Below are 12271 nucleotides of genomic sequence, written 5' to 3'. Positions count from 1 at the left end.
TCAGAATTGTAGTGAAGCATTTAAACCGTACGTCTTTACAGAGGGGATATTGAAGTAATCCAGGCCATCTGTATTATACTGATCATATAGCAGCTGATTGGGATCAGCGCCTTTATAAGCCGTCCAGAGGAAGATATTATTGACATAGGCAGATAACCTGATGCGTTGAGAATAGTTCCATGCTTTTATTGTATAACTAAGCCGGATGGTATTGAGCTTCAGGAAGTCTGCTTTTTGTATATATGCCTCTGCTACTCCGCCAGGGCCGTATCTTGTCCACCGGTTGCTTTCAACAGGCAATGCGGGATTATAAAAGCTCACCGGTACTGTATTAAGATGACCGGCCTGTGTAACCCCATTGAAAACATAACCAGTGATATTCCTTTGTTGTCCGCTTACAGCCGACCTTCCATAATAATCCAGTGCAGCCTGTGTTCCGTTCCACATATCACCACCTTTCCTCCATTCCCAGTCAAGGTTCAGGTCAAATCTTTTCAGACGGAAGTAGTTGCTCATTTTCATGGTAAAGTCAGGGATGGCGTTGCCTATTACTTTGAGCTGCGGATCAACAAGCGGAAATCCGTCATCACCAATAACAATTCTGCCGGCAGCATCTCTCAGGTAGGTGTTGCCTGCTATTGCCCCCATAGAGCCGCCATTTACCAGTACTTTGTGCACATTGCTGAAGCCTGCTACCGGTGTGAAATTATATCCGTCCCTTACTCCTGTGACGGTACTGGTATAGGTAGAGAACGAGATGTTGCCTGCAACATCGAAGAGCCAGTTTGAGTTGCCGAAGTTTCTTCCCAGCTGTATCTCGAATCCTTTATTCCTGTGATCTGCAATATTTTTTAACTGCAGCTGTCCGCTTTCGTATACAGGAAAGACGTCATTCCGGGTATGGCGGATAAATGTGCTGCCTTCTATATAATATCTGTAATTATAGGATAACCGCAGGCCGGCTGTCCATTCTTTATGATCAATGGGAGTGAGCCGGTCAAAACTGCCTGCTTCCTGTAACGGCTGGTATTGAAAAGCCTGTTCAGCAGAATAACGTAAGAGGTTTACATGTCCGATAGACCTGTCTATCGGTAGTTCACTTTTGAAATAGCGCAGAGCGGTGTTTCCTTGTACCGAAAACCTGGCCAGAATGTGATCCAGCCTTGCATCTGCACTCAGCGATGGCAGGAAGTAATGCGCGGTTGTGGCGGTATTGGAAAGAAAGATACTGTTGCCGGCTTCCAGTGTGGCGGAAAGCTTTCCGGTGTGGATGATATCTTTGGCCGCTACAGATGCAGCATGCGATGATCTCTGGTACCGGTAGTGGTTACCCGGAGCATTGTAGCTGATCCTGGTATGAGCATCTGTATAGGTATAGTTTGCAATAAATGCAGGCCTGAGAAAGTCATTTATATAGGGTACCTCGTACTGGAAGCGGGATTGGAGCATATAGTTCAGGTCCTGCTTTTTCCTGTCTGTCTGCATTCCATCCTGCCACGAAGCCGTACCTGGTTTATATACTTCTTTGTTTTCTTCTCCCGTATGGTGTATACTGTGGGTGATAGTACCCTCAAAATTATTGGTCTTTACCGTTGTTTTCAGGCTTCCGATATGTTGTGACCATATGTATTTGTTACTGTTATCTTCCAGCAAAAAACGGGGATTATCGGCAGTATTGCTATAGCTGCGCTGGGCTGTACCATTCATGGTACCCTGGCTGTTATCGAAAGATACGGGAGTAAGCAGTGCATTCTGCCATACCCTGTTCAGGAAGCCGTTCCTGTTACCATTATTTGCATCGGTATGTACATAGGTATAGTTGCCGGAAACCTTGAACCATTTGATACTTGTACCGGCGCCGGCCCCGAAGGTCACAGTATTATCCTTTGTATCCCGGATAAGGGTCTGGTTTCCCGTATGCGCCATTTTCGTATTGAAATTCCAGGTACGCTTGCCATACCTGTAAAGATCTCCCTGCACATTCAGGGATTGTGACAGGGAAGTAGCTGTTCTGAGGATATTGTTATCATAGATGTGGGCTTTGTTGCCATTACCGGCACCAATTGCTGTAAGTCTGCCGTATTTATCGTACACATAAGCAGTGCCATCAAATTCAAGCAGCTGCATAGCCGGGCCGTAACTGAATATTTCCCCTGTTTCGGGTCCGCGCCAGGCTGGTGTGCCATTAACCGGGCGCCCCTGTGCATAGCTATGCTGCAGGTCTGGCTGGCGGTTAGCCGTTTTCACCTCAACATAGGTGCTGAAAGAGCCTGCTATATCCAGGTATTTTTCAAGCCTGGGCATGATCTCCACCTGGTTTTTGGTGGTCTTCATTTTATAAACAGGTAACCTGGGGTCGAAAATGCCTTCCAGGGTCATGACCGTATTACGCCGGTTACTCACTGAATCGACAGGGTCAGTTTTGCCTCTGAGCTTCCGTACCTGTTCGGTGTAATCGCCGGACAGAATGGGTCTTACGGGGCTCATTACCTGGGCTGATGCTACAGCAGGAAGAAATATAAGTAGTAGAAGGTATTTCAAAGGCACCAGTTTTAGTTGATAAATATACGATATGCTCTTCGGGGGTATGATGCCGGGTTTTTTAAGATTCCATAAATTATCCCCAAAAAAAATTGCCTTACACAAAGATGCTATTACACAGGCCGTTACTGTGAAATACTTTTGCACCTCATGTGTAATGTCCTATAACCAACCCATGCAACGAGTACTATCAGCATTTATTTTCCTTTCAGCTTTACCGGCATTTGCCCAGGATTCCTTAAAATATCGCAGGGATACGACCCGCCACCTCGGGGAAGTGGTTGTTTCTTACCAGGCGGTTGCTTCTACGCCTGTCACTTACCGGAACCTCAGCGCTGCTGTACTGGAAGAAAAGAACACAGGGCAGGAGCCTTCTTTCATATTGTCAGAAACGCCGGGAATCACGGTACAATCTGATGCCGGTAACCAGCAGGGATATTCCTATTACAGGATGAGGGGTATGGACCAGACCAGGGTGAATATGACACTGGACGGTATGCCTATGAATGAACCGGAAGACCAGGGGGCATATTTCTCTAATTACCCGGATATCCTTAATTCTGTGAGCAGTATACAGATACAGCGGGGGGCAGGCACTACCCAGAACGGTAGTGCAAGCTATGCCGGCAGTGTACAGCTGTTTTCTCCCAACCTGAAGGATACAGCACATAGTTCCGTTGGTATTGGTTATGGTTCCTGGAACAGTGCACGCATATATGGAGAGTACCAGAGCGGGCTGAAAAACGGGAAAGCGCTGTATGTACGCGCCTCCCAGCTTTATACGGACGGATATAAGTATCATTCCTCCAATAATGCGCAGTCGGTTTTTATTAGCGGGGGTTTGTACTATGACAAGACCAGCTGGAAGATCAATATGCTGGCAGGGCAACAGCGCAACGGGCTGGCCTGGCTCGGCGTAGTGGACTCACTGGTACGTAAGGACAGGCGCACAAATGCCAACAGCCCTGACGAGAAAGATCATTTCTTCCAGGCACTGGTACAATTACAGAATGAATGGAGGCCGGGGCGCCGTTCTGTGATCAACACCAGCGTTTATTATACCTACCTGAAAGGCAACTACGATTTTGATCCGGCTAACTATGTATCCGGTACGCCGGGAGAAGATGGTTATATGTTCAATTATTCCTTCCTCTCACATTTTGCCGGCATATTCAGTAACTATACGCTCTCCGGGCAATCATTGAAATGGACAACCGGTGTTAACGGTAATGCCTACCAGCGCCGGCATCTGGGAAGTGATAATGCAGATGGTGAATTGTACAGGAATACCGGTTACAAAAAGGAATTCAGCGCTTTTACCAAACTGGAATACTACCTGGGGAAATTTACATTCTTCGGCGATATCCAATACAGGTTAACTACCTTTGATTATACCGGCAACCTGAAACTGAAACAGTTGAAATGGGACTTCCTGAACCCGAAAGCAGGCGTTAGCTATGCGCTGAATAACAGGATAGATCTTTATTACAGCATAGCCCGTACCGGCAGGGAGCCTACAAGGAATGATTTTTTTAACGGGGAAGATAACCTGACAGTGGGGAGCAATGGCGTAGGACAGGTATATAATCCCTGGGCAGAAACGGTAACAGACCAGGAAGCTGGTATCAGATGGGCGGGCGCTAAGATCGTAGTGAACCTGAACGGTTACCGGATGGCCTTCAGCAATGAACTGGTACTGAACGGAGAGACCGGGCCTAACGGGTTACCGCTTACAGATAATGTATTGCACAGTTTCCGCAGGGGAGTGGAGTTATACCTGAAGTATGCACCTGACGCCCATTGGAGCTTTACCAGCAATGCAGCCTGGAATAACAGCCGTATTAAGGAGAAAGAGGCGGTCTTCACTCCGCTGATGACCCCATCCTGGATCATCAACCAGGAAATAGGCTGGAAATACGGCAGATGGGGGACTGCATTATCAGGAAGGTATCAGTCAAAGGCATATATTGATTTTTCCAACCGGTATACCCTGAACAGTTATTTCCTGGTGAATGCAAGAGCACATTATACATTGAAGCACTATGAGTTTTCATTGTTCCTGAACAATATCACCAATGCAAAGTATTACGGCAGCGGGTACCGGGAGGGAGATCATGTGAAGTATTTTGTACAGGCGCCGGTCAACTACTATATAGCAGTAAAGTATAGTTTCTAATGAACTTTTTCAGTATTGAGCATATTGCATTCAGTGTAGCGGGATATAATCTCAGTTATATTGAACTGATAGGCACCCTCTTTGGGCTGATCTCAGTATACTACGCTTCCAGGGCCAATATCCTGACATGGCCTTCCGGTATCATCAATGAGATCGCATTGTTCGTATTATTCTACCAGGTACAGTTGTATGCTGACATGTTCCTGCAGGTATATTTTCTTGTTGTTACCATCTTTGGATGGCGTAACTGGAAAAGTAATAAAGCCGATGTTCCTGTTACCCGTTCAGATAACCGGGGGCGATTGCTGCTGGTGTGGCTGCTGATAGCAGGTACAATGATCATAGGTTGTCTGATCAGGGAGCTGCCTCACTGGCTGCCTGTATATTTCCCTTTACCTGCTTCCTATCCTTTTGCCGATGCTTTTGTAATGACCAGCAGTATCCTGGCTATCATGCTGCAGGCGCGCAAACAGATAGAGAACTGGTTCATGTGGATCATAGTGGATATAGTGAGTGTAGTGCTTTACCTGGTGAAAGGTATTTATTTCCTGGCAGCGGAGTATGTTGTATTTTTAGGGATATGTGTGTATGGCTGGTATCAATGGAGAAAATATCTCACGCGTGATTAAAGCATTTGTATTCGGGAAGTTCATGCCTTTTCATAAGGGGCACCAGGCGTTGATCAGTTTTGCATTGCAGCATTGCGACGCCCTGAGCGTACTGGTTTGCTGCGGTGATAAGGAAACGCTGCCTGCGGCAGTCAGAACACAATGGCTGAAAGATATTTATGCGGATGAACCCCGCATCAGCGTTATTACATACGAATACGAAGAATCGTTCCTTCCTAATACCTCTGTAACGTCAGAGACAGTATCTCAACTATGGGCGGCGCAGTTCTTAAAGCTCTTACCCGGGCATTCCCTTGTTATCACTTCTGAGCCTTATGGCGACCTGGTAGCAGGATTTATGAACATCCGTCATATCCTCTTTGATAAAGAGCGGGTGCAATTCCCTGTCTCTGCAACCCGTATCAGAACAGAGCCTGCTGCTTACTGGAAATACCTGCCCTACAGGGTGAAGGAAGACCTGGTTACCAAAGTAGTGATATTGGGTACTGAATCTACCGGTAAAACCACGCTTACGGAACGTTTGTCAAAGCATTTTCACTGTGCTGCTGTAATGGAAGCAGGGCGGGATATTGTAAGTGATTCAAATGAATTCAGTATGGATGATATACGGTTGATAGCTGTTACGCATGCAGAGAGAATAGCTGCCGCTGCAGATAAAAGCCCGCTGCTGATCATCGATACGGATATTCATATCACATTGTCCTATGCACAATATGCTTTTGGTGAAGAGCCTGTTATAGATACATCTGTTTTTAAAAGGAATAAAGCCGGTCTGTATCTTTATCTGAAGAATGATGTGCCTTATATGCAGGATGGTACAAGATTAAGCGAAGAGGAGAGGAATTTATTAGATGTTTCACACAGGAAGACACTGGAGAAGTATGGAATAAACTATATTGAGATCTGCGGGGATTGGGAACAACGTTTTGAACAGGCTGCTACGGCAATAGAAGCTTTTTTTAAATAAAAAAGATCAGAAAAACTACCGTAAAAATCGCTTTCACCGAAGGCGGAAAGCGATTTTTACGGCATGTTAAAAAGTTCCTTATGGCAAAGTACAGGTCAGTGTACCATATCCCAGCTGATCATATCCTCCGCTACCGGAACCATAGTTCCCTCCACCGCCTTCGGGCCTTACTTTCTCAGCATAACGGGCAGTGTAAGGAGCTGACAGCCCTTTACGTTTTACATAGTGATTATAGATCAGTTCCCATACAGGGCGTGAGTTACCTCGGGAAGCTTCACTCACTACAGTCTGTGTTACTCCCACGCAATTGGAATATGTTACGAACGGTACATCTTCCATCAGGTTATATTTTGCCACGTATTCGGCTCCTTTCAGGAAGCGGTTATCATCATAACCATACATATCGTCTCCCTGGCTCCATGCCATTTCACAGAAAGCTCCCATAAGCGCCATACCCAGCATAGTATGCCCCTGATCGCGACCGCTTTCCTGCCATTGTCCTGTTCCATCCGGATGGATATAATAAACGGCTTTGTCAATAGCGCCATTTCCCGGGCCATATTTGAAGTAGGTGATGGCTTCATTGTAGATATCCCTGTCATCACAAAGTACTCCTATCGCTAATGCAGAGCACATATTACAGAGGTCCCAGTTGGCATAGAAATGTGACATGCACCTTTCTTTTCTTGTCAGGAAGCTGTGATTTACCGGGTAGAATATATCCAGCATCATTCTCTGGAAGCGGGCAAATTCTGAAGAGCTCCAGCCTTTATAGTTTCGCATGATCTCGCCGGCATTGGCAAACTGGTAGCCATATAACCCGGCAGCCAGTACGGAGTCATTGTTGCCGGCCAGTAATGTCAGTTTGGAAGACCAGGCGTTCATGATAGCGATAGATTTTTTGGCATAGGCTTCATCGCCGGATACTTTCCATCTTACCGCAGTAGCGTAAGCGGCAGCTATATCATTGAACAGCAGGGAGTAATTCTCATCATGTACTCCATCATAGCCCCTGTATACAATAGGTACTGCGCTGATGTTCCATGTAAGAGAGGAGTGGTTATTGGATGTCAGCTTGTTCCAGCCTGACAGCCAGGGTTCGGCGCCTGCATCTACTTTTGTCTTCATGCGGTCAAATGCCGCTTGTGTGTTTAACAGGCCCGGATGTACGAAAGCGGTGTCATGGTCCTTAATTGCCAGCGGGGCAGTTGTAGCATCCCCGTCTTTTTTACAGGCAACAGATACCAGCAGTGTAATGGCACAGATTAGCACTGGAAGGTTTTTCCTGGTCATAGGTGTTTCGGTTATTATCTGAATATTGTTCACTGGGAGCGTGTCGACAGTCATCCCATGTCAAATATACATTTAAAGTAACCAATACAATTAATTGCTAATATTAAAAAAGCGCTTTCGCATATGCGAAAGCGCTTTCAGGATAATTTTTTACTTATTCAAGTATCATGGCATACTATACAGTTTCACATTGAAGACTTTGAAGAAGGTGCCGGTATCCGGCAATTTGGCCTGGAAGCCGATAGATATCTGTGTGGCTTCTGTCAGCTCAAATTGCAGTTTGTTGGTAGTGTATTTGCTGATAGTGATATACTGCAGCGCTTCAGTAGCCACATTATCTATATCAGGTAATGAAGCGCCTTTGGCAACTGATATATACTTTGTGGTGGGAGAGTCAGAGCAATCTCCTGTTACTACCTCAAAGGCATATTTACCTGCGGGCAGGGTGAAGGTCTGGTAGATCTTGCCATTTGGTACGGCAGGCAATCCCCAGCCGGCTTCCATGGACAGTGCTGCGCTGGGCAGCCAGCTACCTGCATCAAGGCCTCCGTAACCACCGGCGTTCTTTACGTCGGCATTAACGGTCCAGTCGGCAGGAATACCCCATCTGCCTCCACTGCTGGAAGCCAGGAAGGGAGGGCCGGCATTTTTGATATATGTTGCCGTGATATTGGCTTTTACTCCCTGGTTATCTGAAGCGCTGTAGAAGGTGTCTATAGCGCTGCTGTCTGGCAGGTATACGGTTTTATAATCATACCTGGTGCCGGCTTTGTAACCAGGCAGTTTGGTAGTGGTTTGTTGTACGGGAGCGTAAACAGATACGGTTTCATTACTGTTGTTAGTGTAGGTATGGATAGTGCCCCTGGCGCCGCTGGTGATGTCAAAATCACCCCAGGTGATCACTGCATTGCCTTCTGCATCCAGCTCTGCGCTGGTAACGGGACGGTTGAGCAGCGCTCCTTTATAGCGGTCTCCATATACGTACCCGGAGCCTTTTACGCTTACCGAGTGGTTGCCTGACATATCGAAAGTAACTATTTCGAATGAGTGTGAACCTTCACTCAGGCCGCTAATGATATGCCTCAGCGTATCTACACCGGAGGTACGTTTAACCAGCAGGGTTACAGAGTCCCGGCGACTGTCCCAGTATATCTTGCAGGAAGCTACATTGGGGTCTCCCATGAAAAGTCCGCTGACCTCCACCCTGTTATAACCGGACCTGATCTCCATAGAATCCAGTTTACCGGTATAACGTATTTCACTCCCGTTTGTGATGTACTTTTTGTACTCATCTTCTTTGGTACAGGACATGACAGCAACCAGTCCCATTACCAGTAACAGCAGGAGAGATCTTTTATTATTATTCTGACTAGGCATGTTTTTCTTTTTTGTGTTTGCAATAGTATCCGGTCAATCATTAACGCGGATCGCCATAAACCTTGAGCTCATTAATACTTTGTGAAGTACCGCCGGCAAAGTTTTCCAGGCAGCGAACGCGCATATAACGGATCTTAGGCGCCAGCAGGTCTGCGTCCCAGTTGAAGCCTGCGGCTGCAGTTGCCTGGTCTTCGCTGTTATCGGTACCATATGGAAGTCCTGATGGTTTTACTACTGTGTAGCTGCCCAGCAGTACCCAGGAATCATCCAGTGCACCGCTCAGGGAAGGAGCGACAGAACCGTAGATCTCGAAACGTTTCATGGTGGTCAGGTAATAATACCTGCTGCCTTCCGGATAGGGTCTGATCCATACGCGGCTTACTTTACCGGTTGTGCCAAGATCGAAGGTGATGGTATGGGGGCCCTGACCGCCTGGCACCTGGTTGGTGAAGCTGGTGTAGGGCCAGCCCAGTTTGCCGTCCCAGATGTATTGCAAAGCAGCTCCGTTTGTTACTTGTGGAGCATCTCCAGGCAGGTTGAATGTAGCAAACTTTGAAGGCGAGAACTCTGTTTCATACAGCGGTTTGAATGTATGGTACAATGTATCTGTAATATTGCCCCATTTGTCTTTTACTACGAAGCCATAGGTATAGTTGATGGTATCCAGCCCGCGTACTTTGGATGTGATGGAGTCTGTGCTGGTATACACGCTTTTATCTATATCAGTTTCGTACTCGTTAAAGGCATTCTTTTTCAATACGAGGATGTTGATATCCGCTTTTGTTTCATTGACAGCGCTCATGTTATATCCGCCAAAAGCAGTCAGGATATTGATACTCTTGTATACTTTCCAGATGGGTGCTTCCTGTGGCCTGATCTTTATGGTGAGCGGCTCAGACATTACCTCGCTTCTGCTTACGGAATAGAGTTTTACTTCATGTTCCAGGGTATCTGCAAACCCTTCCACTGTCAGTGAGGTAGAGTAATAAGAAGCTTTGGTTGATGCTTCGTTGCCGTTGGCCAGCTTGTAGGTGGCTTTCACATACATCAGGTTGGAATCTTTAGGCAGGACATAGGATACTACAGCTTTGCCGGGAAGATTTTCAACTTTGATACCTGTTACCTGTGCAGGTATTGCAGTACTGCTGCTAATGGGTTTGTGCAGTTCTTCGTCCCTGGTACAGGAGAATGTAGCAAAGGCTGCAGCCGTTATGAATGTATATAGAAGTTTTTTATTGCTCATTGTTATAAGATTGAGAGATTGAAGAATATTACCATCCCGGATTTTCTACAAGATTCAGGTTCCTTCTGGTGTCGTAGTTGCCGATAGGCCAGAAGTAGTCGCGCGGAGCCACAAAGTTCTGGCTGAATATCAGTCTTTCCTTGTAATATGAATCGGCGGTTTTACCGGTTATATTCCAGCCGGTGATATCCTTGTTCAGTTCTTCATCAGCTTCTTTCCACCTGCGCAGGTCCCAGAAACGTTGCCCTTCAAACACCAGTTCAATGCCACGTTCGTGGTGAATGATCTTTCTCAGACCGTCCTGCGATGCGTATTTGGTCGGGTTGGTAGAATACTGGCTCCAGGAGGTGACAACTCCGCTCAGCCCTGCACGTTCGCGTACTTTATCCAGGTACTCAATGGCAACAGAAGAAGCAGGGTCTACTTCGTTCACTGCTTCAGCATATAGCAGGTAGAGATCCGCCATTCTCATTTCTGGCCAGGGGTAAGATCTCCAGGTAGGAGAGGAGGTACTGTTGGTAGTAGATTCCCAGCTTACCAGTTTCTTAACAAAATATCCTGTTTCGCTCCAGTTGATATAGTGCCCGAAACCAGCTCTTTCTGTGTTCTTTGCTTTCACGTAGAAGGTGTTGATGTCGCTGCCGGTGCTGTTACCGTCTTTCTGGTACCATACACCACCGTCAAAGCCAAGGTCTGCATAGAAGCGTGGTTCCCTGTCAAAGTTCAGGCGGGCGGTCACAAAGTTAGGCTCAATGTAATAGCGTTCGTCTGTTGTTGCTGTTCTCAGTTGTTCGTAATTGTTGAAGTTGAGTGTTTTGTCTTCATCGATAGGTACACCGTTCTTTGTATAGAACATTTTGGCTATTTTGATAGGTGGCGCCCATACACCCTGTAAGGTACCTCTGTCTGTATTGGAACCTCTTTCCATGGGAGGCATGCACAAAGCCTGGTTTGCAAAGTACATCTGTGAGTTGCCCCATACGTGTTCTACGTTCCATTTCTGGGTCATAGCGTTCCGTATGTTCAATTGTATTTTGGTGGCGGCGTTGAGGTTGAATACATCATTTGTATACTTATACAGTGCAAAACCATTTTTTTCGGCAGATTCGATCGCTGCTTTTACTGCATCCCTGGCCTTTACCCATTTGCCTGCATCGACAGAAGGATTGAACAGGTGTACGCCTTCTTTGTCTGTGAAGTTTGCATAGTCAGGGTTGCCGTTGAAGAGCGGGCTGGCCGCCATTACCCATAAGCGGGCTTTGACAGACAGTGCAATTGGTTTGGTAGCTCTTCCCAGCTGCGTATTCTCGTCCTGTATTCTTTCCGGCAGCCTTGCTGCGGCAGAATCCAGCAGGCTGGAAATATAGTTTACGCAGGAGTCTACCGGCATGCGTTTTGAAAATGTGCTTTCTATTGGTGCATCTATAGGTATGTTTTCTTTAACTAATGGAATTGGCCCGTACATGCGCAGCATATAGAAGAGATAGTATGCTTTCAGGAACATCCCTTCACCGATCCAGGTAGAGCGCTCATCTGGTGTAATATCGGGCACTTTGTTCAGGTCAGTTATGTTCTCCAGGAAGATGTTGCAGTTACGGATGCCTACCCACATTTTCTGGTGATCGAAACGGGTATTGCCGGTTCCTCCTTTGCGCAGGCCGGTCCATTCGTCAAACAGGGGGGCATCTACGTTCTGCTGGCCCTGGGCAATCCTGAATGCAGCGTGCCAGTGGTTCTGGTCTGTTTGCGGATACCATATCTCATCGGCAGAGGTCAATGCTGCATTGTACCAGCCATCACCGTTCTTAGGCATGTAAGAATAGCAGGTGAACAGGTATTTCTCTGCTTCTACTCTCAGTTTGAAGGCATTTTCCAGTACGGCCACGTTATCCGGCACCACATCCAGGTATTTCTTACAGGAGGAGATACCTGCAGCCAACGCCAGTACCAGTATTGCAGCAATGCTGTAACGGGTACGTTTTTTATTATTGTTAGTTATTGAGATCATTTTCGAAGTATGTGAGTTCATAAATCATTATACCATC

The 12271-nt window shown here is 46.6% G+C and carries 8 protein-coding genes; 3 read left to right on the top strand and 5 right to left on the bottom strand.

Translation table 11 applies throughout. The features are described 5' to 3' along the window. Nucleotides 1-2541: a hypothetical protein gene (locus GO493_RS13965; RefSeq protein WP_157306813.1), complete on the bottom strand. Its 2541-nt coding sequence runs from the start codon at nucleotides 2539-2541 to the stop codon at nucleotides 1-3. Nucleotides 2542-2716: 175 nt separating this feature from the next. Between GO493_RS13965 and GO493_RS13960 the strand changes: the two genes are divergently transcribed. Genes GO493_RS13960 through GO493_RS13950 form a run of 3 tightly spaced genes read left to right on the top strand, consistent with a single transcriptional unit; the run spans nucleotide 2717 to nucleotide 6313 of the window. Then, complete coding sequence (locus tag GO493_RS13960) at nucleotides 2717-4717, top strand: TonB-dependent receptor (RefSeq protein ID WP_157306812.1); 2001 nt, start codon at nucleotides 2717-2719, stop codon at nucleotides 4715-4717. Further along, nucleotides 4717-5346 carry a nicotinamide riboside transporter PnuC gene (pnuC, locus tag GO493_RS13955; protein ID WP_157306810.1) on the top strand — a complete coding sequence of 210 codons (630 nt, stop codon included), beginning with the start codon at nucleotides 4717-4719 and terminating at the stop codon, nucleotides 5344-5346. The genes GO493_RS13960 and pnuC overlap by 1 nt, the downstream gene beginning before the upstream one ends. Further along, on the top strand, nucleotides 5339-6313 hold the full coding sequence (locus GO493_RS13950; RefSeq protein ID WP_317165426.1) for an AAA family ATPase: 975 nt from the start codon (nucleotides 5339-5341) through the stop codon (nucleotides 6311-6313). Before pnuC ends, GO493_RS13950 begins: the two co-directional genes overlap by 8 nt. Nucleotides 6314-6391: 78 nt before the next feature. Here the strand turns inward: GO493_RS13950 and GO493_RS13945 are convergent, their stop codons facing one another. The 4 genes from GO493_RS13945 to GO493_RS13930 form a co-directional block, all read right to left on the bottom strand. Next, nucleotides 6392-7606 (bottom strand): alginate lyase family protein, encoded by a 1215-nt coding sequence (locus GO493_RS13945; protein WP_157306808.1) that lies wholly within the window; start codon nucleotides 7604-7606, stop codon nucleotides 6392-6394. 165 nt (nucleotides 7607-7771) lie between these two features. Further along, a complete protein-coding gene (locus GO493_RS13940) occupies nucleotides 7772-8983 on the bottom strand; it encodes a DUF4998 domain-containing protein (RefSeq protein WP_157306807.1) in 1212 nt (403 codons plus the stop codon). Between the two features lie 40 nt (nucleotides 8984-9023). Next, complete coding sequence (locus GO493_RS13935; protein ID WP_157306805.1) at nucleotides 9024-10226, bottom strand: DUF4959 domain-containing protein; 1203 nt, start codon at nucleotides 10224-10226, stop codon at nucleotides 9024-9026. 28 nt (nucleotides 10227-10254) lie between these two features. Continuing rightward, entirely contained in the window at nucleotides 10255-12234 is a 1980-nt protein-coding gene (locus GO493_RS13930) for a RagB/SusD family nutrient uptake outer membrane protein (protein WP_157306803.1), read from the bottom strand. Nucleotides 12235-12271: the final 37 nt, after the last annotated feature.

Origin of the sequence: Chitinophaga tropicalis, from assembly GCF_009758205.1 — a bacterium.
GTDB lineage: Bacteria > Bacteroidota > Bacteroidia > Chitinophagales > Chitinophagaceae > Chitinophaga > Chitinophaga tropicalis.
Note: the sequence above shows the minus strand (reverse complement) of the source record. Positions and strands in the feature narration are given on the sequence as shown.

Coding starts and splice junctions, on each gene's coding strand:
- pnuC (WP_157306810.1), top strand. CDS start 4,717: ATGAACTTTTTCAGTATTGAGCATATTGCATTCAGTGTAGCGGGATAT.
- GO493_RS13940 (WP_157306807.1), bottom strand. CDS start 8,983: ATGCCTAGTCAGAATAATAATAAAAGATCTCTCCTGCTGTTACTGGTA.
- GO493_RS13945 (WP_157306808.1), bottom strand. CDS start 7,606: ATGACCAGGAAAAACCTTCCAGTGCTAATCTGTGCCATTACACTGCTG.
- GO493_RS13960 (WP_157306812.1), top strand. CDS start 2,717: ATGCAACGAGTACTATCAGCATTTATTTTCCTTTCAGCTTTACCGGCA.
- GO493_RS13935 (WP_157306805.1), bottom strand. CDS start 10,226: ATGAGCAATAAAAAACTTCTATATACATTCATAACGGCTGCAGCCTTT.
- GO493_RS13930 (WP_157306803.1), bottom strand. CDS start 12,234: ATGATCTCAATAACTAACAATAATAAAAAACGTACCCGTTACAGCATT.